This window comes from Pseudomonas sp. Je.1.5.c, assembly GCF_051129895.1.
Taxonomy (GTDB): Bacteria; Pseudomonadota; Gammaproteobacteria; order Pseudomonadales; family Pseudomonadaceae; genus Aquipseudomonas; species Aquipseudomonas urmiensis.
This window is the reverse complement of record NZ_JBCPSP010000023.1, coordinates 29,563-48,832: the sequence shown is the minus strand read 5'-3', so window position 1 is coordinate 48,832 and position 19,270 is coordinate 29,563. Positions and strand designations below refer to the sequence as shown.

The window sequence follows — 19,270 nt, the reverse complement described above, 5'->3', positions numbered from 1 at the left end:
TGGTTTTATTGTTGTTCGGGCGGACTCTAAGCAACCCTTGACCTCTTGGTCAATAATTTTCTGACTCAAAGGTCAAGAAATTATCTGTAATGAGTCTAGGCCGCGAACACTGCCTTTACCGTAAGCATAGATCGCGCCGGATTTATTGGGGGTGGAGTGACGAGTTGCGCAGGTATTTGGCGTTTGCAGCCAGCTTGCTTGGTAGTTTGCAGGCTTTGCTCCCAGGCAGGCGTTGCGCGTTTGCCTGGGGCCAGCTCCACTAAGGGCGGAGCTGGTGATCATGCACCGCCAGGCAAATCGCAAAGAGCTTCCCGTTGCCTGGCAGCGAATGTGTGGCGAGGGCTACAGTCCAGCCATGATCACAGCCCTGACGCGGCTGTACCGTTGTTCAACTTTGGCTGCCGGTAAAGCTCGAGCAACACCTGATCCAGCACCTGGGATGCCCCCCAAGGCTTGGGATCATTCAAGATCGCCGCCACCGCCCAGGTATGGCCGTTGCTGTCCCGGCTAAACCCGGCGATCGCCCGCACTGTGTTGAGCGTCCCGGTCTTGATGTGGCCCTCACCGGTCAAGGCGGTACGCTTGAGCCGCTTGCGCATGGTGCCATCCATGCCTACCAGCGGCATGGAACTGATGAACTCGGCAGAGTAGGGGCTCTTCCAGGCCGCTTGCAGCAACTGCGCCATCTCGCGGGTGCTAACGCGTTCAGCGCGAGACAAGCCGGAGCCGTTTTCCATCACCAGGTGCGGCGCGGTGATGCCCTTTTTCGCCATCCACTGACGCACCACGCGCTGGGCAGCACGCGCATCATCGCCGTCGGCATCGGTCCGGAATTGTGCTCCCAGGCTGAGGAACAGCTGCTGGGCCATGGTGTTGTTGCTGTATTTGTTGATGTCGCGAATCACTTCCACCAGGTCCGGCGAGAACGCCCGGGCCAGCAAGCGTGCGCTCTTGGGCACGTTCTCGATGCGGTCACGGCCCTGAATGCTGCCACCAAGCTCGTTCCAGATTGCCCGTACGGCCCCGGCGGCGTAGGCCGGGTGGTCGAGCAGGGCCAGGTAGGTCTGCGAGTTGCAGCCTTCACCTAACTGGCCGCTGACCACGACACTGACCCCATCAGGTTGAACCTGCGGGTTGTAGCGCACCTCGCCGGTGCACTGCTTGGAGGCTACGGCCTTGACTTGGTTGTCGATGCGGATCGTGGCGATGGGGGGCTCGACCGCCACCAGTACTTTGCCGCCATCGTTACGGGCAACGAAGCGCAACGCTTTGAGGTTGACCAGCAGCGAGTCCGGCTTGACCAGGAACGGCTTGTTCATGTCGCCGCCGTCATCGTCGAAGTGCGGCAGGTTGGGCTGGACGAAGTGGCTGCGATCAAGCACCAGATCACCCGTGACCGTGCGCACGCCGTTGGCACGCAGATCGCGCATCAGCAGCCACAGCTTTTCCATGTTCAGCTTGGGATCACCGCCGCCCTTGAGGTACAGGTTGCCGTTGAGCACGCCGTTGCTCAGGGTGCCATCGGTATAGAACTCGGTTTTCCACTGGAAGGTTGGGCCGAGCAGCTCGAGGGCTGCGTAGGTGGTCACCAGCTTCATGGTCGAAGCCGGGTTGACCGACACATCGGCGTTGAACACCGTTGCTGTGCCAGGGCCGTCCAGGGGCAGCATCACCAACGACAGGGCCGAATCTTGCAGTTTGTTGGTCTTGAGAGCCTGCTGCACCTTCGGTGGCAGGGTGGTGTTGACGGCGGCAGCCTGGCTGGGCATGGCCAAGGGCAGCATGAGGCCGGCGAGAAACAGTGGGCGGAGCGCTTTGATCATAAGAACTGAAACCCTGCGGGCGAGGGGAAAGATAACGGGGCTGTAAAAGATGATGGCCCCAGATCGAAATATAGTGCGCATTATGCCCCAAGCGCACCGAACATGGGCCCCGTTCGACACAAATGCGCCGCATGGCCGCGGAAACTGGTAAAGTGCCGCCGGTAATTACTCAAGAGGATTGTTTCATGGCTACCAACCGTTCCCGTCGTCTGCGCAAGAAACTCTGCGTGGATGAATTCCAGGAGCTGGGCTTCGAGCTGAACCTTGCTTTCAAGGAAGACCTGTCCGACGAAGCCATCGATGCCTTCCTCGACGCATTCCTTGCAGAAGCAATGGATGCCAACGGCCTGGACTATGTAGGCGGTGATGATTTCGGCCTGGTTTGCCTGGCTAACCGTGGCTCGGTCAGTGAAGAGCAGCGCGCTGCTGTTGAAGCCTGGCTCAAAGGCCGTAACGAGCTGACCAAGATCGAAGTCAGCCCGCTGCTGGATGCCTGGTATCCGGAAAAGCCGATCAACTCGGCTTCCTGATCCACGCCTGAGCGGGTGCTTCAAGCACACCGCTCTGCCAAGCCCTGGTGGGTCAGCCCAGCTGATCAGCCAGGGCTTTTTCTATGCGGCGCATTTGTCGTGCCAGAACCTGTCGGCGCAGTTTGAGCTGCTGTAAAGACAGATTCGCCTGCTCCAGCCGCTCACACGCCTCCATCAACTTCCTTGCCTCCAGCATCCGCGCGGCGCTGAGGATCTTGTGTGCCTGTTCGGCAATGGCTTGCGCTTGCTGCTGCGGATCGAGCGCCATGAGCGCGGCAAAGTCATCGTGCAAACTCTGCTGCAGGATAGTCAGTAGGCGCCTGCGGTCCTGCGGCTTATCACCCACCACTGAGGCCAGCCCAGACAAGCAGAAGTGGCGGTTCAGCGGTGCCGGTGCTGCTGTGCCAATTGCAGGCGTAACGCTGGCCAGGCGCTGGCTCAAGGAACGTAGGCTGATAGGTTTGAGCAGGCAGTCATCCATGCCCGCATCCAGGCATTTTTGCCGCACCTCAGGCTGGGCATTGGCGGTATAGCCAAGGATGATGCAACGCGACCTTGCGCCCGCCTGCTCCTCGGCACGTATAGCCCGGGCGACTTGGTAGCCGCTCAAGTGCGGCATATTGCAATCGAGGATCAACACGTCGAAATCTCGTTCACGCCATCGGTCAAGGCCTTCACGGCCATCGCTTGCGGTGGTGTGGCCAAGACCCAGGAAGTTCAATTGCTGCGCCATCAGCAGCAAGTTCGCCGGATGGTCGTCAATGACCAGAATGCTCAGGCGCGCATCAGGCACCTCGACCTCAGGTTCCTCCGAGCCTACTGGCAGCGCGGCCTCGACCTGTTGTAAGGGCATCAGCAGGCGCACTTGGGTGCCGACATCTTGTAGGCTCTTGAGCGTCAGGCTGCCGCCCATCATTTCACAGAGGTTGCGGCTGATTGCCAGCCCCAGCCCCGTGCCTGCGCGAGCGCCTTCGCTGTGGGCGTTGGCCTGGACGAATGGATTGAACAGCCGCTGCACCTCGTCATCGGCGATACCGATGCCGCTGTCGCGCACTTCCAGATCCAGCGTTGGCCCGCTCATCGCATCCTGATGCGTTAAGGCAACGCTGATGCGCACCTGGCCGTGCTCAGTGAACTTGATGGCATTGCTCACCAGGTTGGACAGCACTTGTTTGAAACGCAGGGGGTCGAGCAACACATGGCAGCGAGCACTCGAATCGATCATCAACTGCAACGCCAGGCCTTTCTGCCGCGCCTGGCCCTCGAACACCCGCGCCACTGATTCGATCACACTGGTCAGGTTTACCGGCTCCGGCAGCAGTGACAAGTGGCCCGATTCGATCCTGACGATGTCGAGGATATCGCCAATCAGCCCCAGTAAGTCCTTCGCCGACTGATAGGCGACTTCGATCGCCGGTTTGTCCAGGCGGCCTTGCTCGGCATGCTCGACCGCCAACTCAAGCATGCCGATCACTGCGTTCATAGGGGTGCGGATTTCATGGCTGATGGTCGCCAGAAACGTGCTCTTGGCGCGGTTGGCGTCGTCGGCCTGTTTCTTCGCCAGGCGCAGTTCCTCGATCAGCTTGCGTCGATCACTGATATCGATCCAGCCACCGATGATGCCTTGCAGCTCACCCAACGAATCTCTGAAGGGGAGCACCCAGTGATAGATCGTCAGCTCGCGATCGTTGATGCAAATCTGTCGATCAACGATCAATGGCACGCCGGCTTGCATCACGTGCTGATAGTCGGCCTGGATCTGCTGGGTATGCTCATGATTACTACACAGGCTATCTTCCAGGCGCTTGCCGATGACGTCTGTGGCGCAAGCCTGCACTGCCTCCAGATAACTGTCGTTGCACGATTGCAGACGGCCTTCACGGTCACGTACGAACAGTGGGTGCGGCGTTCCATTGAGCAGCGCACTCATGAATTCGAGTTGATCATTGAGGGCCTTTTCGGCGTGTTGGCGCTGTTTAATCTGGCGGCGCAGTCGCGCATTCCAGAGCAACGCCAGTAGCAGCAGTAGGCAGAAGCCTATGACGATTTGAATCGCCAACTGCCGGTATTTTCGCCAATAGACATCGTCGTGGTTGGTGTAGCCTCGCCAGCGGTTATTGATCACACCGAGCTCTTCGGGCGAAATGCTCATCAGCGCCTTGTCGAGGATCGATGCCAGCAGTTGAGCCTGCAGGGTCGTGGCCATGGAGAAGCTGGCGGGCTCTGTACCGACTGTGCTGCGGATGATCAGCTCGGAACTGTTGGCCAGCGCGTGATTGGCATCGATCATTGTGGTGATTGCGGCGTCGACAGCGCCACTACTGAGCAGCGCCATGGAGAAATACGGGCTTTCGGTTTCGATCGCCATGACCTGGGGGTGCTGCTCGGAAAGCAGTTCGGCGACTGTGCTGTCACGGGTTACCGCAACGCGTTTTCCCGCCAACTGCTCCAAAGCAGGGGGCGTATCGCTGTCGGCCCGGGTGAGCAGCACGAAGGCGCTCTCCAGGTAGGGGCGGCTGATGCGCAGCTTGCTGTCGCGTTCTTGCTGTTTGGAGATGGCTGCAATGACGTCGGCGCGACCGTCTTCGAGCCGGGTGATCATGTCGCTAAGGCTACTGGACTTCTGAATTTCAAAACGCAAACCGGTACGTAGGCGCAGCAGCTCCAAGAGGTCAGCGGTGATGCCACGAAACTGGCCATTGCTGTCAACGTACGACATGGGCGCGGCAGTTTCATCGATCACCACGCGCATTACAGGATGTTGTGACAGCCATCGCTCTTCGCGCCGCGTAAGTTGCAGTTTACGTTCGCTCAACAGTGTGTCGCTGCCTGCGCTCCAGCGTTTGAGGATGTTGGTGCGCACGGTGCTGGGCTGGCTATCGAGTACGGCATCGATCAGCGTCTTGAGCATGGTGTCGTCGCTGCGCATGGCAAAACTGAAACCAACGGCCTCATGTTTGCCGAAGGCCGCCATGCGCAGGCGCGGCAGGTGTCCCCGATTGAGCTGGTAATGGGTGGAAATGGTATCGCCGATGAACACGTCGGCCTGACCAAAGGCCACGGCGTTGAGTGCTTGGGTAGAGGATCCGAAAGTCTGCAAGGTCGACTTGGGATAGGCTTGATTCACGCCTTTAGCTGGCAGGTAGTGATAGAGCATGCTCAGGCGCATGCCTTCGAGCCCAGCGTCCAGCGAGCGTTGTTCGTTTTCGCGGGTCACCAGCACCGGCTGGTCTATTGCGTAGGGCCGCGAGAGGGCCAGGCCAGCGGTGGCGGCTTCATAGCCATTGGCACTGCCGAGCATATCGATTTGCCCTTGTTTAAGGGCCTCAACCGCTGCATGGCGGCTAGGGAAGCCCAGCACCCGCACAGGGACTTGCAGGGCGCTACCGATCAACCCGGCGTATTCGGCAGTGAGCCCTTGGTAGTCACGGCCGCCGCTGGTGATGTCGAACGGGGCGTAATCTGGAAAGGATGTGCCGAGGTTCAAGGTCTGCTTGTTCTTGAGCCATTCTCTTTGTTCGTTCGACAGGGCCGGGTGCATAGCATTGGCGGTCGACCGTGTGAGCAGGGTATAGGATACGACGTCACGCTGGACGACCTGTGCCTGCCCGGTGCTGAAGACCAAGCTAAGCATCAGTAAGGCTAAGTACCGCGCCATTGCCAACCTCAGACCAGCGCGTTGCGTTTTGCCACGTCGATCAGGTCCACCAGGCTGGCGACCTGGAGTTTCTGCATGAGGCGTTTTTTATAGGTGCTAACGGTCTTGTTGCTGAGAAACATGCCTTTGGCTATGTCTTTGTTGCTCTTTCCTTGGGCAAAAAGTTGCAGCACCATCAGTTCTCTATCATTAACTTGTCGGAAAAGGTGTATATCGGAACTGGTTTTTTCCAAGTCGCCGTGGAGCGCCTGGCTGGGAAAGTAGTTGTAACCGGAAAGTACCGCTTTGATTGCACTGACCAGCTCAGTCAGGTCTTCTTGTTTGCACACATAGCCTGAAGCGCCCGAATGCATGCAGCGCAGGGCGAACAAGGCGGGCGCTTGCGCGGTAAGGATCAGCACTTTGCTGGGCAACGCCATCGACTGGAAGCGTGACAGTACTTCCAGCCCATCTAGTTTGGGGATGGCGATGTCGAGAATCACCAGGTCAGGCCGTGCTTCACGAATCAGTTGCATGGCGTCGACGCCATTGTCCGATTCACCCACGATCCTGTAACTCTGATTTTCCAGCAGCATACGCACTGCTAACCGTATAACGGGATGATCGTCGACAATAAATATGGATTGCATATTCAACTTTCCATGGGCAGGTGTCTGAAACAGTGAGCACCTTATCGCAGATGGAGGAGGTCGGACATGCAGGAAACGGCGTTGAGCCGTATATGGGAAATGGCCTACAGCAAAAGACTATTTGTCCTGCGAGAGCACCATCAAGATGTTTTGTTTTAACGACAGTCTGGTCATTTGCCAGGGAGATAACTTGGGTTGTTTATTTTGGTGATAGCAAGGTCGGACGTTTCCTTCAATGCGATTCGGCCAGCGTGCGCTGGCCGTGGTCGTCTCAAGTTGGGCTGGAGCGCCCGGTCATTTCGCAGGCCATCTCGCTGGCATAGCTGTCAGTCATTCCGGCGATGAAGTCGATCATGCGCAGGAATGCGTTGTGCAATGAGCCGTGAGGGTCGGGGGCATGATTGCCGATCAGGTCGAGGACGCGGCGGCTCTTGAACGACGGCGTACGTCCGCCGTGCTGTTCCAGTGCGGCGCCACAGAAGGCGTTGAGGAGGATTTCCAGGGTGGTGTAGGCGCCAATCTCATGCAGCGTCTTGCGCTTGTCCTGGAAGATCTTCTTGCGCGCCATGTCCTTGGCCTGCAGCACGCAACGTTTGGCCGGGCCGTGCATGTGCTCGACCAGATCGCCCGCCAGCCGGCCGCTTAGCAGGGCGGCCTGCTGTTCGACAAACGCCTGCGCGGCAGCGTTGGTCAGGTGCTCGATGGCTTTGCCGCGCAGAATGGCCAATTTGCGCCGACGAGAATCATTGGCGCCGAGTTGACGATAGGTCTCTGGCAGGTCGTCACCGACCAGGTCGAGCAGCAGCGCCTCAACTTCGGCGTACTCCAGCAGCTCCATTTCCAGGCCGTCTTCCAGGTCAATCAGCGCATAGCAGATGTCGTCTGCCGCCTCCATCAGGTACACCAGCGGATGACGCGCCCAGCGCTGCTCTTCGAGTTGGGGCAGGCCAAGCTTGCGGGCGATTTGATCCATCAGCGCCAGCTCACTCTGGTAGCAGCCAAACTTGTGCTTCTTGTAGCCCAGGGCGTCGGCATGGCGCGAACTCCACGGGTACTTGAGGTAGGTGCCGAGCGTGGCATAGGTCAGGCGAGTGCCGCCGTCGAACTGGTGGTATTCCAGTTGCGTCAACACGCGAAACCCTTGGGCATTACCCTCGAAATTGAGGAAGTCGGCGCGCTGGTCGTCGCTCATATCATCCAGCCAGCCGCGTCCTGCGGCCTGTTGGAACCAGTAACGGATGGCGTCTTCGCCAGAGTGGCCGAACGGCGGGTTGCCGATATCGTGGGCCAGGCAGGCGGACTGCACGATCATGCCCAGGTCGCTCGGTTCGCACCAGTCGGGCAGATTCTGGCGCAAGGTTTCGCCCACGCGCATGCCTAGCGAGCGGCCGACGCAGCTGACTTCCAGCGAGTGGGTCAGGCGGGTGTGGATGTGGTCGTTGCTGGACACCGGGTGCACCTGGGTCTTACGCCCCAGGCGGCGGAAGGCGCCGGAGAAGATGATGCGGTCGTGGTCCTTGTGGAAGGGGCTGCGCCCCAGTTCTTCCGGGCTGTAAAGGGCTTTGCCCAGGCGTTCGCGGGTCAGCAGGGTATGCCAGTCCAAGGCTCATTTCTCCCGTCGGATAATCGCCATAGCTTCCTGTTTCAGCGGCGCCCGCGCAAGCGGCGGGCGCAACTGATCAATGTCGCCGACCGTTTTGCAGGAATAGGCGTACCAGTGGGATCAGGCTACTGCCCAAACGCACCAAGCGAGAAAGGTTGCCGCTGCGCGCACCCTTGCCCGTCAAGAAACCAAGCGCTACCACTGCGCCAAGGCCCCACAACGGCGCGTGCTTGATACCCAGGCCATCCTGCAACGAGCCGCCCATGCCGCGCAGGCGTCTGACCGGTTCGAGCAGTTGCGCCGACTCATGGCGAATTTCCTGGCGGTGCATTTCCAGGCGCAGGCGCAGCAACGCTTTGCGCAGCTCGCGCGGATTACGGGTGTTGGGGAGTTCGGGCAGGCTCATGGCAACAGGCGCTCCCTGTCCTTGGCGAGCTCCTCGAGGGTGGAGCTGAAAGGGGATGATTCATCGAACACGGCAGCCTTCAAGCGCAAGCCGCAGTAGACCGTTGCTGCGCCATAGAACACACACAGCCCGATGATGCCCGCCAGGCGATAGCTGTCCCACAACAGTACCAGCAGCAAGCCGGACAGCGCCGTCAGCAGCAACAAGGCAAACACCAGCGCCAACCCTGCAAACAGCAGCAGCTTGAGGGTGCGACCTTTCTGCTCTTGTAGTTCGATGCCGAACAGTTCGATATGGCTGTGCAGCAACCCAAGCAGGGCCGCGCCCAGGCGTTTGCCAGAGGCGCCAGCCGTGATGGCCTCGTTATCCATGGGCACTCCTCAGCGCCGATTGGCCAGCAGGCCGATCAGCAAGCCGACGCCTGCGGCAATGCCAATGGCCTGCCACGGGTTTTCCTGGACGTACTCTTCGGCACTGGCCAGTGCCGCCTGGCCACGCACGCGCACCGAATCCTGGGTCAGTTGCAGGCTTTCGCGGGCCTGCTCGAGGCGCTCGTGGATCTGCTCGCGCAGCTCATCAGCCTGGTCACCGGCCAGGTTGGCGGTGTCAGCGAGCAGTTTTTCGGTGTCGCGCACCAGTGCCTGGAAGTCAGCCATCAATATCTCTTGAGCAGTCTTTGCCGATTTGCTGGCCATTGGATCTCTCCCTGTTGATGTGTGTGGTTAATTCGAGTGACGCGGTGCAATGAAGGTTCAGTGCCAGTTGCTGGTATGGCGCTTGCTACGTCTGGGGGCGCAGCCGAGCGCCTGTGCGCCCAATTCGTGCGCCACGCCCGCGGATACCGCTAAACCTTAACCCAATCCACGACAAACCCAAGAAAAAACCACGCACGCTCTGCTCGCCTCACCGAAACGGGGCAGGGGAGTGGGCACCGATTCGGTGCAGGGATGCAGGTTCTTGAACTGTCCTGGTGCTTTTTCAGCAGGTCTGCCTACCTCATGGAAAACATGCACAGCGCGATGGACTCCCTGGTCCATGGCTCCAACACCCTGTTCCTTCTGCTGGGGGCCATCCTGGTCCTGGCGATGCATGCCGGCTTTGCGTTTCTTGAAGTCGGCACGGTGCGCCATAAGAACCAGGTCAATGCCTTGTCGAAGATCCTCAGCGACTTCGCCGTGTCGGCCCTGGTGTACTTCTTCGTCGGCTACTGGATCGCCTATGGCGTGAGCTTCCTGCAGCCAGCTGCGCAGCTCGCCAGCGATCACGGCTATGGCCTGGTCAAATGCTTCTTCCTGATTACCTTTGCCGCAGCCATACCGGCAATCATTTCCGGGGGCATTGCTGAACGTGCCCGCTTTGCCCCGCAGTTGTGTGCCACGGCGTTGATCGTGGCGTTGGTTTATCCGTTCTTCGAAGGCATCGTGTGGAATGGCAATCTGGGCATCCAGGCCTGGCTGCAGGCGCGCTTTGGGGCACCGTTTCATGACTTCGCCGGGTCGGTTGTGGTGCACGCGATGGGCGGGTGGCTGGCGCTGGCGGCGGTGCTGTTGCTGGGGGCGCGCCGCGGGCGCTATCGCGATGGCCGCCTGGTGGCGTTTGCGCCGTCGAGTATCCCCTTCCTGGCGCTGGGCTCGTGGATTCTGATCATTGGCTGGTTTGGCTTCAACGTGATGAGTGCGCAAAGCCTGCAGGGCATCAGCGGCCTGGTGGCGATCAATTCGCTGATGGCCATGGTCGGCGGCACGCTGGCCGCGTTGTGGGCAGGTCGCAACGACCCAGGTTTTTTGCACAACGGGCCGCTGGCCGGCTTGGTAGCGATTTGCGCTGGGTCCGACCTGATGCATCCGCTAGGCGCTTTGGCCACTGGCCTGGTAGCGGGGGTGCTGTTCGTCTGGTGCTTCACCGCTGCGCAGAATCGCTGGAAGATCGACGATGTGCTTGGGGTCTGGCCGTTGCATGGGCTGTGCGGGGTATGGGGTGGCATCGCCTGTGGCATCTTTGGCCAGGCTAGTCTGGGTGGCTTGGGTGGCGTCAGTCTGGTCAGCCAGCTGCTGGGCAGCCTGGCAGGTGTGCTGGTGGCATTGCTCGGGGGCTTTGCCGTGTATGGCCTGATCAAGGCGGTGCATGGCTTGCGCTTGAGCCATGAAGAGGAGTTCCAGGGGGCTGACCTGTCGCTGCATCGGATTGGCGCAACCAGCCAGGATTGATCGTGGTCAGGTGCACTTCGCGCGCTGTGGACCTAAAATAAGCATCCCTCCACAGCTTGCGCGGGACTTGCCATGCTGCCTGAATGCCAACTGTTCAGCACCCTCGGTTGCCACTTGTGTGAAGTGGCCGAAGCGGTGCTGATGCCCTTTGTCGAACACGGCTTGTTGGTGGAGCTTATCGACATCGCCGACGATGAATCGTTATTCGAACGCTATGGTCTGATCATTCCGGTGCTGCGTCGTTGTGATAACGGTGGCGAGCTGCGCTGGCCATTCGATGCTGAACAGGTAGTGGCCTTCCTGCAGTAGCGATGGCTTGATTTGACGCAACCGTAGGTAACTCCGTATGCTGTATATAAATACAGTATTGGGGTGGCCGATGCTCAACGTCGAGCAATTGAAGTACAGCGTCAATCGGATGTCCCCGCAGAAGGTGGGTGACGCCGTGCTGGAGCTGCGCCTCGAAGGCTTGGTGACTGATGACCGAACGCCTTTCGGCAAAGTCCATTTCAACACCTGCTTCGCTGAAATCGAGGCCTTGTTCCAGCGTGCCGGTTTTCACCGGCCACTGGATGTGGTGGGCTATCAGGGCCAGGTTTATGCGCTCTATGATTCCGGCCGCTGGGAGGCCGTGCAGGTACTGCGCTGGCTCAAGGCGCGCTGTGAAACCGCCGAGGCTGGTTGAGGGCCGGGGCTTGGGGGATAATGCCAACCCCTCGATTGCACGAGCCTGTCATGACCGCACCGTTCGACCCCGCCCATCAGCAAGCCAGTACCGTCTGCCTTCCTCCGGGAAATTGGCCAACCGTACTCGACTGTTTGTGTGATCACTTCAAGGGCATCGCTCGTGAGCAGTGGCTTGATCGCTTTGCCAGGGGACGGGTGCTCGATGCTCAGGGCAAGGCCATCCCGGCAGACCTGGCCTATCGGCGCGGCATGCGCCTGCATTATTTTCGCGAAGTGCCCAATGAGAAGCCGATCCCGGTAGAAGAAACCATCCTGCATGTGGACGAGCATCTGGTGGTGGCCGACAAACCGCATTTTCTCCCGGTGACCCCCACCGGCGAGTACGTCGAGCAAACGCTGCTGCGCCGGCTGATCCGCCGTTTGGATAACCCGCACCTGGTGCCACTGCACCGCATCGATCGGCATACCGCAGGTTTGGTGCTGTTTTCGGCGAACCCGCAGACTCGCGGTGCCTACCAGCGGCTGTTCCCCGAGCGGCGCATCGACAAACGTTATCAGGCCATTGCTGCGGCGTTGCCGGCGCTTGAGTTTCCCTTGGTGCACCGCAGCCGCCTGGTGCATGGCGAACCGTTCTTTCGCATGCATGAAGTAGAGGGGGCGCCCAACAGTGAAACACTGGCGCAGGTGTTGGAGAAAAACGGTGAGCTGTGGCGCTATGGCTTGTCGCCGGTGACGGGTAAGACCCACCAGTTGCGGGTGCACATGGCAGCGCTGGGGGCGGGGATCTGTAACGATCCGTTCTACCCGCGGTTGCTGGAAGTGGAGGATGACTATCAGCAGCCGCTCAAGCTGCTGGCGCAGAGCCTGCGCTTTGAGGATCCCTTGAGCGGGGAAGAGCGGTATTTTGAGAGCCGGTTGGCGTTGGACTGGTAGATGGGGGGGTGCGGCGCTGATTCTGGGGGCCGCTTCGCGGCCCATCGCAGGCAAGCCAGCGCCTACATAATTCGCAGGTGGGCCAGCTTATACGCTGCGATGGGCCGCCTAGAGGCCCACAAGCTCAGCGGTTGAAGCGCTCTACCAGCGAGTATTGCGTACCTGCGGTACTGGTCAGCTCTTCGCTGAGTAGCGCCGAATGCTGCGCCTGCTCGGCGGTTTGGTCGGCCAGCTCGGCAATGGTGCTGATGTTGCGGCTGATCTCGTCGGCCACGGCGGTCTGCTCTTCGGTGGCAGCAGCGATCTGGGTCGCCATGTCGGTAATGTTGGCCACCGCTTCGCTGATACCCAGCAGCGCCTGGTCGGCCTGCATTACCCGCTCCACACCTTCCTGAGCCTGGCGATGGCCGTTCTCCATGGTCAGCACGGCGCTGCTCGCAGTCTGCTGCAGCTTGGCGATCAGGCTGTGAATCTGCCCAGTGGATTCGGCGGTGCGTTGCGCAAGTTGGCGTACTTCATCGGCGACTACGGCAAAGCCGCGGCCCATCTCGCCGGCCCGGGCGGCTTCGATCGCAGCGTTGAGGGCCAGCAGGTTGGTCTGGTCGGCAATGCCTTTGATCACGTCAACCACGCCACCGATCTCGTCACTGTCCTTGGCCAGTTGGGTCACGGTCAGGCCGGTCTCGCCCACGGCGCTCGACAGCCGCTCGATGGCATCGCGGGTTTCCCCGGCAATCTGCCGACCTTGGCTGGTCAGGCGATTGGCTTCCTGGGTGGCATCGGCCGTGCGCTGCACGTGGTTGGCCACTTCCTGGGTGGTGGCGGCCATCTGGTTGACGGCGGCGGCGACCTGTTCGGTCTCCACCCGTTGACGTTCCAGGCCCGAGGAGCTCTTGTGCGCCAACGCATCGGACTGACGGGCCTGATCGCTGAGGTGTTCGGCACTGTCTTGCAGGCGTGTCAGGCAGGTCTTCATCCGCGCGTCCTGGCTGAGCATGGCCATTTCCAGGCGGGCTTGGACGCCCCGGCTGTCGGTGAACATCTGCGCGATCAACGGATCGGAGGTGGTTTGTTCGGCCAGGCGCAGCAGCCGCTTGAGGCCGCGCTGCTGCCAGCTCAGACCGAGCAGGCCGAGCGGTACCGAGAGGCCCGCAGCCAGGGCGAAGCCCCAGGAATGCCCCAGCCAGTTTCCTATCAGGAAGCCGACCTGGCTGACCAGGATGAACGGCAGCCAGTCTTGCAGTACCGGCAGCCACTTATCGCGGCGCGGTATCGCCGACTTGCCCTGGTTGATGCGCTGGTACAACGCTTCGGCGCGGCGGATCTGTTCGGCAGTAGGCTTGACCCGCACCGATTCGTAGCCGACCACCTGATTGTTATCGAAGATCGGCGTGACGTAGGCGTTGACCCAGTAGTGATCGCCAGACTTGCAGCGGTTCTTGACGATGCCCATCCACGGCAGGCCCTGCTTGAGGGTCTGCCACATGTGGGCAAACACCGCAGGCGGCACGTCAGGGTGACGCACCAGGTTGTGCGCAGCACCGGTCAGCTCCTCGCGAGAGAAACCGCTGATCTCGATGAACGCATCGTTGCAGTAGGTGATCACACCCTTGGCGTTGGTGGTGGAGATCAACCGCTGTTGTGCAGGGAAAGTCCGTTCTCTCTGGGTAATCGGCTGGTTGTTACGCATGGGTCGTCAGGTCCGCAAGGCTTTCGATGGGTATCGGCAAGCCTCTGGTTTTATTGAATGAATATTTAACTTAGTTGATCTGGCGCAAGGGCTCGGTTGCTCACGTAAAGTAGCAAACACGCGCTTTTTGCAGCAGTTGGCGGCAATGTTACTGAATTATTCCAGATTTCTGACGCTCTGGTCGGATCATGACGCATTGCCCAGGCAAGGGCCAGCGCCGAGGCGCCGATTTGGGGCGGGGACAGGGGGCGCAGCGCGCCCCCTTAAGGCTCAGCTTGCGATCAGTTGGCGCAGTACGTAGTGCAAAATCCCGCCTGATTTGAAGTATTCAACTTCGTTAAGTGTATCGATCCGGCACAACACCTCGATCTGCTCCTGCTGGCCGTCTTCACGGGTGATGCGCAGCGTCAGGCTCATGCCCGGGCGAATTGTCGCGCCAGTGAGGCCCAGCAGGTCAATTTGCTCCTTGCCAGTCAGACCCAGGCTCTTGCGGGTTTGCCCGGCCTTGAACTGCAGGGCCAACACGCCCATGCCGATCAAATTGGAGCGGTGGATGCGTTCGAAGCTCTCCGCCAGCACGGCTTTGACCCCGAGCAAGTTGGTACCTTTTGCCGCCCAGTCGCGGCTGGAGCCGGTGCCGTATTCCTGGCCGGCAATCACCACCAGCGGCGTGCCTTCGGCCTGATAGCGCATGGCAGCATCGTAGATCGAGAGCTTCTCGCCGCTGGGCACATGCAGGGTGTTGCCGCCTTCCTCGCCGCCAAGCATTTCGTTGCGGATGCGGATGTTGGCGAAGGTGCCGCGCATCATCACTTCATGGTTGCCGCGGCGTGAGCCGTAGGAGTTGAAGTCACGAGGCTCCACGCCTTTGTCGCGTAGGTAGCGGCCAGCGGGGCTGTCGGCCTTGATGTTGCCGGCCGGGGAGATGTGGTCGGTGGTCACCGAGTCGCCGAGCAGGGCCAGCACGCGCGCGCCGTGGATATCGGCGATGGTCGGCAAAGGGCCGCCGATATCATCGAAGAATGGCGGATGCTGGATGTAGGTGGAGTCATCCTGCCAGACGTAGGTGGCCGCCTGCGGCACTTCGATGGCTTGCCACTGCGCATCGCCTGCGAAAACTTCGGCGTATTCCTTGTGGAACATGGCCGTATCGACTTTGGCCACAGCGTCGGCGATCTCCTGTTGGCTGGGCCAGATGTCGCGCAGGTACACCGGTTGGCCGTCTTTGCCGGTACCCAGCGGATCGCGGGTCAAGTCCAGGCGTACGCTGCCGGCCAGGGCATAGGCTACAACCAGGGGCGGGGAGGCTAGCCAGTTGGTCTTCACCAGCGGGTGCACCCGGCCTTCGAAGTTGCGGTTGCCCGACAGTACCGAGGCGACGGTGAGGTCGGCGCTGCCGATGGCTTTTTCGATGGCTTCATCCAAGGGGCCGGAGTTGCCGATACAGGTGGTGCAGCCATAACCCACCAGATCGAAGCCCAGTTGGTCCAGGTACGGAGTAAGACCAGCAGCCTTGTAGTAATCGGTGACGACCTTGGAGCCGGGAGCCAGCGAACTCTTGACCCAGGGCTTGCGCGTCAGGCCCTTTTCCACGGCCTTTTTCGCCACCAGCCCTGCCGCCATCATCACGCTGGGGTTGGAGGTATTGGTACAAGAGGTGATCGCCGCGATTACTACCGCGCCATCACGCAGGGTGTAGGTTTGCCCGCCATGGCTGAAATCGATCTCGCCGGCCTGATCGGCGTTGCCTACCGCCACGCCGCCGCCACCTTCGCTCTCCAGGCGGCCGACTTCTTTGGCCTGGGGTCTGGGTTGCAGATCGATGAAGCCGTTGAAGGCCTGGGCGACCTGCGACAGGGCAACCCGGTCCTGCGGGCGTTTAGGGCCAGCCAGGCTGGCCTCGACCTCGTGCATGTCCAGGGACAGGCTGTCACTGAACACCGGCTCCTGGCCAGGCAGGCGCCACAGACCTTGTTCTTTGCAATAGGCCTCTACCAGTTGCACGGTCTGTTCGGGACGCCCCGTGAGGCGCAGGTAATCCAGCGTGACTTGGTCGACCGGGAAGAAACCACAGGTTGCGCCGTACTCCGGGGCCATGTTGGCCAGGGTAGCGCGGTCGGCCAGCGGCAGCTGGGCCAGGCCATCGCCGTAGAATTCGACGAATTTGCCGACCACACCCTTCTTGCGCAGCATCTGGGTCACGGTGAGCACCAAATCGGTGGCGGTAATGCCCTCGCGCAGTTTGCCGGTCAGCTTGAAGCCGATCACTTCCGGGATCAGCATCGATACGGGTTGGCCGAGCATGGCCGCTTCCGCCTCGATCCCGCCGACGCCCCAGCCGAGTACGCCCAGGCCGTTGATCATGGTGGTATGCGAGTCGGTGCCGACCAGGGTGTCGGGGAAGGCATAGGTGCGACCGTCTTCTTCGCCAGTCCACACGGTGCGGCCGAGGTATTCGAGGTTGACCTGGTGGCAGATGCCGGTGCCCGGCGGCACTACACTGAAGTTGTCGAAGGCGCTCTGCCCCCAGCGCAGAAACGCATAACGTTCACCGTTGCGCTGCATCTCGATGTCGACGTTCTCGGCAAAAGCGTTTTGACTGGCATAGCGGTCGACCATCACCGAGTGGTCGATCACCAGGTCGACCGGTGATAGGGGATTGATCCGCTGCGGGTCGCCACCGGCCTTGGCCATGGCCGCACGCATAGCCGCCAGGTCGACCACCGCAGGTACGCCGGTGAAGTCCTGCATCAGCACCCGGGCAGGGCGGTATTGGATCTCGCGATCGGAGCGACGATCCTTGAGCCACTGCGCCAGGGCTTGCAGGTCAGCGCCGGTAACGGTCTTGCCGTCTTCCCAGCGCAACAGGTTTTCCAACAGCACCTTGAGCGACATGGGCAGGCGCTGCAGATCACCCAACTGGCGGGCTGCGTCAGTCAGGCTGTAATAGTGGTAGACGCGGTCGCCTACGTGCAGGGTTTTGAGGGTCTTCAGGCTATCGAGCGAGGGCATTGCCAACTCCTTCTGCGCCGGTGCCCGGCCCCTCGTGAAGGCCGGTGTCACCGCTCTGTACCGGTCCGCACGGTACGGACCTGGCTGAATGGTCAGGTTAGACCGATTTCCCGGTCCCGACCCTGTACTGGACAGGCGGGGCATGTCGCAGGTTCCGATCTTCCTTTATCATCGCCGCCCTGCCGGTGCGTGACGTGCGCTGGATCAAGGCTGGCGGTACCCGCCAGCGATGTGGAGTGAGAAATGAATACCCTGTTCATGCATTGCCGGCCCGGTTTCGAGGGCGAGGTTTGCGCCGAGATCAGCGAACACGCCGCCCGCCTGGGCGTTGCTGGCTACGCCAAGGGCAAGCCGCAGAGCGCTTGCGCCGAGTTTGTCTGCACCGAGCCGGACGGTGCCGAGCGCCTGATGCGTGAACTGCGCTTCACGCAGTTGATTTTCCCGCGCCAGTGGGCGCGCGGCAGTTTTGTCGAGTTGCCAGAAACCGACCGCATCAGCGTGCTGCTCGAACACCTGGCGGATGCGCCGGTTGCCGGTAGCCTGTGGCTGGAAGTGGTCGACAGCAACGACGGCAAGGAGCTGTCGACCTTCTGCCGCAAGTTTGAAGTGCCACTGCGCAAAGCCCTGGAAAAGGCTGGACGCTTGGTCGACGATGCCAACCGTCCGCGCTTGCTGCTGACCTTCATCAGTGGTCGCCGGGTGTTTGTCGGTGTATCGGAGGCGAACAATTGCGCGCTGTGGCCGATGGGTATCCCGCGCTTGAAGTTCCCCCGGGAAGCGCCGAGCCGTTCGACGCTCAAGCTGGAAGAGGCATGGCATCAGTTCATCCCGCGGGATCAGTGGGAGCTGCGCCTGCACGATGACATGACCGGGGTCGACCTTGGCGCATCGCCAGGTGGCTGGACCTACCAGCTGGTCAAGCGCGGCATGCTGGTGACCGCCATCGACAATGGCCCGATGGCTGAAAGCTTGATGGACACTGGCCTGGTGCAGCATTTGATGGCTGATGGCTTTACCTGGCAGCCCAAGCAGATGGTCGACTGGATGGTCTGCGATATCGTCGAGAAGCCTGCGCGCAGTGCGGCGCTGATCGAGACATGGCTGGGTGAGGGGTTGTGTCGTGAGGCGGTGGTCAACCTCAAGCTGCCGATGAAGCAGCGCTACGCCGAGGTGCGGCGCTTGCTCGATCGTATCGAGGAGGGCTTCAAGGCGCGCAAGATCAAGGTTTCGATCGCCTGCAAACAGCTGTATCACGACCGCGAGGAAGTTACCTGCCATTTGCGCAGGCTCGATCTCAAGCCGCGTAATGGCGCGGCTTGATCACGCGCTGACTCAGCGCTTGCCGAGGATCTTGCCGAGCGTTTCCGGGCGTGGGGCGCCTTGCTGGCTTTGCAGGCGTCCCTGTTCGTCCAGGTAGAAGATGGCCGGGGTGGCTGCCAGCCCCAGTTCTTCCATCAATGCCAGGTTGCTGTCGAGCTGTTTCTGCACGTTCTCGGGGATTTTATCCAAGGCTTTGAGGCTGCTCGCTTTGCCGGCTTTCTCATGCTGTTGCAGCGCCTTGGCCGGGTCTTTGGCGGCCAGTAGCGCAGCCGATTTGCCAGGGCTGTCCTCGCGAATGATGCCGACCATGATGTGACGTAACTGCACCTTGCCGGACTCGACCCAAGGGCGTGCCTGCTGCCAGAACATGTTGCAGTAAGGGCAGTTGGGGTCGCTGAACAGATACACAGTGCGCGGTGCGTCGGGCTTGCCGTCGGCGATCCAGGCGGTCTTCTCCATTTTCGCCCAGATGGCCTTGCTCATCGGCGCATACACCAGCTTTTCCAGCGGCTCGGCGCTGAGGTCCTGGCCCTGCTCGTCGAACAGACTGCCGACCAGTACATGCTTGCCGTCGGGTGTCAGGTACAGGGCAATGCCGTTGTTCTGGTATTCAGCGGCATAGCCGCGCAGGCCGTTGGGCGCGTCGAAGCTACCCTTGATCACTGCGCCCTTGGCTTGTAGTTGCTTGATTGCCTGGGGCAGTTCCTCGGCGTGCAGCAGCGGGGCTGCCAGCAGGGCGAGGGTCAGTGGCAGGAGCGCATTCAATCGCATG

Annotated in this window: 16 protein-coding genes; 6 read left to right on the top strand and 10 right to left on the bottom strand. The window is 60.8% G+C overall.

Annotated features, from left to right (window positions below; all coding sequences use genetic code 11):
• Window positions 1-359: 359 nt before the first annotated feature.
• Entirely contained in the window at window positions 360-1,823 is a 1,464-nt protein-coding gene (gene dacB / locus AAZU54_RS17000; protein WP_186556288.1) for a D-alanyl-D-alanine carboxypeptidase/D-alanyl-D-alanine endopeptidase, read from the bottom strand.
• A gap of 185 nt (window positions 1,824-2,008) precedes the next feature.
• Between dacB and AAZU54_RS16995 the strand changes: the two genes are divergently transcribed.
• Window positions 2,009-2,353, top strand: coding sequence for a YggL family protein (locus AAZU54_RS16995; protein ID WP_186556289.1), 345 nt, complete (start codon window positions 2,009-2,011; stop codon window positions 2,351-2,353).
• A 52-nt stretch (window positions 2,354-2,405) separates the two neighbouring features.
• Here AAZU54_RS16995 and AAZU54_RS16990 read toward each other — a convergent pair whose 3' ends face one another.
• The 6 genes from AAZU54_RS16990 to AAZU54_RS16965 form a co-directional block, all read right to left on the bottom strand.
• The gene (locus AAZU54_RS16990) at window positions 2,406-6,011 is read right to left on the bottom strand and encodes a transporter substrate-binding domain-containing protein (protein ID WP_434727431.1); all 3,606 of its coding nucleotides are present in this window, start codon (window positions 6,009-6,011) and stop codon (window positions 2,406-2,408) included.
• 8 nt (window positions 6,012-6,019) lie between these two features.
• A complete protein-coding gene (locus AAZU54_RS16985) occupies window positions 6,020-6,640 on the bottom strand; it encodes a response regulator transcription factor (protein WP_186556291.1) in 621 nt (206 codons plus the stop codon).
• Between the two features lie 271 nt (window positions 6,641-6,911).
• The gene (locus AAZU54_RS16980; protein WP_186556292.1) at window positions 6,912-8,243 is read right to left on the bottom strand and encodes a deoxyguanosinetriphosphate triphosphohydrolase; all 1,332 of its coding nucleotides are present in this window, start codon (window positions 8,241-8,243) and stop codon (window positions 6,912-6,914) included.
• Window positions 8,244-8,319: 76 nt separating this feature from the next.
• Window positions 8,320-8,649: a hypothetical protein gene (locus tag AAZU54_RS16975; protein ID WP_312152813.1), complete on the bottom strand. Its 330-nt coding sequence runs from the start codon at window positions 8,647-8,649 to the stop codon at window positions 8,320-8,322.
• Window positions 8,646-9,020: a phage holin family protein gene (locus AAZU54_RS16970; protein ID WP_312152812.1), complete on the bottom strand. Its 375-nt coding sequence runs from the start codon at window positions 9,018-9,020 to the stop codon at window positions 8,646-8,648. The genes AAZU54_RS16975 and AAZU54_RS16970 overlap by 4 nt, the downstream gene beginning before the upstream one ends.
• Before the next feature lie 9 nt (window positions 9,021-9,029).
• On the bottom strand, window positions 9,030-9,344 hold the full coding sequence (locus tag AAZU54_RS16965) for a DUF883 family protein (protein WP_312152811.1): 315 nt from the start codon (window positions 9,342-9,344) through the stop codon (window positions 9,030-9,032).
• A 303-nt stretch (window positions 9,345-9,647) separates the two neighbouring features.
• Here AAZU54_RS16965 and AAZU54_RS16960 point away from each other — a divergent pair, with 303 nt between their 5' ends.
• The 4 genes from AAZU54_RS16960 to AAZU54_RS16945 all read left to right on the top strand — a co-directional run bounded on the left by AAZU54_RS16960 (window position 9,648) and on the right by AAZU54_RS16945 (window position 12,476).
• Window positions 9,648-10,856 carry an ammonium transporter gene (locus AAZU54_RS16960; RefSeq protein WP_186556296.1) on the top strand — a complete coding sequence of 403 codons (1,209 nt, stop codon included), beginning with the start codon at window positions 9,648-9,650 and terminating at the stop codon, window positions 10,854-10,856.
• A gap of 72 nt (window positions 10,857-10,928) precedes the next feature.
• Window positions 10,929-11,165 carry a glutaredoxin family protein gene (locus AAZU54_RS16955; RefSeq protein ID WP_186556297.1) on the top strand — a complete coding sequence of 79 codons (237 nt, stop codon included), beginning with the start codon at window positions 10,929-10,931 and terminating at the stop codon, window positions 11,163-11,165.
• 70 nt (window positions 11,166-11,235) lie between these two features.
• Entirely contained in the window at window positions 11,236-11,541 is a 306-nt protein-coding gene (locus AAZU54_RS16950; protein ID WP_186556355.1) for a transcriptional regulator, read from the top strand.
• Between the two features lie 50 nt (window positions 11,542-11,591).
• Entirely contained in the window at window positions 11,592-12,476 is an 885-nt protein-coding gene (locus AAZU54_RS16945) for a pseudouridine synthase (protein ID WP_434727430.1), read from the top strand.
• 124 nt (window positions 12,477-12,600) lie between these two features.
• On the opposite strand, the gene AAZU54_RS16940 is transcribed toward AAZU54_RS16945, so the two are convergent.
• Both AAZU54_RS16940 and acnA read right to left on the bottom strand, forming a co-directional pair.
• Window positions 12,601-14,166, bottom strand: coding sequence for a methyl-accepting chemotaxis protein (locus tag AAZU54_RS16940; protein ID WP_186556299.1), 1,566 nt, complete (start codon window positions 14,164-14,166; stop codon window positions 12,601-12,603).
• 270 nt (window positions 14,167-14,436) lie between these two features.
• Entirely contained in the window at window positions 14,437-17,178 is a 2,742-nt protein-coding gene (gene acnA / locus AAZU54_RS16935; protein WP_186556300.1) for an aconitate hydratase AcnA, read from the bottom strand.
• Between the two features lie 243 nt (window positions 17,179-17,421).
• Between acnA and rlmM the strand changes: the two genes are divergently transcribed.
• Entirely contained in the window at window positions 17,422-18,498 is a 1,077-nt protein-coding gene (rlmM, locus tag AAZU54_RS16930) for a 23S rRNA (cytidine(2498)-2'-O)-methyltransferase RlmM (protein WP_392463754.1), read from the top strand.
• A gap of 12 nt (window positions 18,499-18,510) precedes the next feature.
• On the opposite strand, the gene dsbG is transcribed toward rlmM, so the two are convergent.
• Window positions 18,511-19,269 (bottom strand): thiol:disulfide interchange protein DsbG, encoded by a 759-nt coding sequence (gene dsbG, locus AAZU54_RS16925; RefSeq protein ID WP_186556302.1) that lies wholly within the window; start codon window positions 19,267-19,269, stop codon window positions 18,511-18,513.
• Between the last annotated feature and the right edge of the window lies 1 nt (window position 19,270).

Coding starts and splice junctions, on each gene's coding strand:
- dacB (WP_186556288.1), bottom strand. CDS start 1,823: ATGATCAAAGCGCTCCGCCCACTGTTTCTCGCCGGCCTCATGCTGCCC.
- AAZU54_RS16995 (WP_186556289.1), top strand. CDS start 2,009: ATGGCTACCAACCGTTCCCGTCGTCTGCGCAAGAAACTCTGCGTGGAT.
- AAZU54_RS16990 (WP_434727431.1), bottom strand. CDS start 6,011: ATGGCGCGGTACTTAGCCTTACTGATGCTTAGCTTGGTCTTCAGCACC.
- AAZU54_RS16985 (WP_186556291.1), bottom strand. CDS start 6,640: ATGCAATCCATATTTATTGTCGACGATCATCCCGTTATACGGTTAGCA.
- AAZU54_RS16975 (WP_312152813.1), bottom strand. CDS start 8,649: ATGAGCCTGCCCGAACTCCCCAACACCCGTAATCCGCGCGAGCTGCGC.
- AAZU54_RS16970 (WP_312152812.1), bottom strand. CDS start 9,020: ATGGATAACGAGGCCATCACGGCTGGCGCCTCTGGCAAACGCCTGGGC.
- AAZU54_RS16965 (WP_312152811.1), bottom strand. CDS start 9,344: ATGGCCAGCAAATCGGCAAAGACTGCTCAAGAGATATTGATGGCTGAC.
- AAZU54_RS16960 (WP_186556296.1), top strand. CDS start 9,648: ATGGAAAACATGCACAGCGCGATGGACTCCCTGGTCCATGGCTCCAAC.
- AAZU54_RS16955 (WP_186556297.1), top strand. CDS start 10,929: ATGCTGCCTGAATGCCAACTGTTCAGCACCCTCGGTTGCCACTTGTGT.
- AAZU54_RS16950 (WP_186556355.1), top strand. CDS start 11,236: ATGCTCAACGTCGAGCAATTGAAGTACAGCGTCAATCGGATGTCCCCG.
- AAZU54_RS16945 (WP_434727430.1), top strand. CDS start 11,592: ATGACCGCACCGTTCGACCCCGCCCATCAGCAAGCCAGTACCGTCTGC.
- AAZU54_RS16940 (WP_186556299.1), bottom strand. CDS start 14,166: ATGCGTAACAACCAGCCGATTACCCAGAGAGAACGGACTTTCCCTGCA.
- acnA (WP_186556300.1), bottom strand. CDS start 17,178: ATGCCCTCGCTCGATAGCCTGAAGACCCTCAAAACCCTGCACGTAGGC.
- rlmM (WP_392463754.1), top strand. CDS start 17,422: ATGAATACCCTGTTCATGCATTGCCGGCCCGGTTTCGAGGGCGAGGTT.
- dsbG (WP_186556302.1), bottom strand. CDS start 19,269: ATGCGATTGAATGCGCTCCTGCCACTGACCCTCGCCCTGCTGGCAGCC.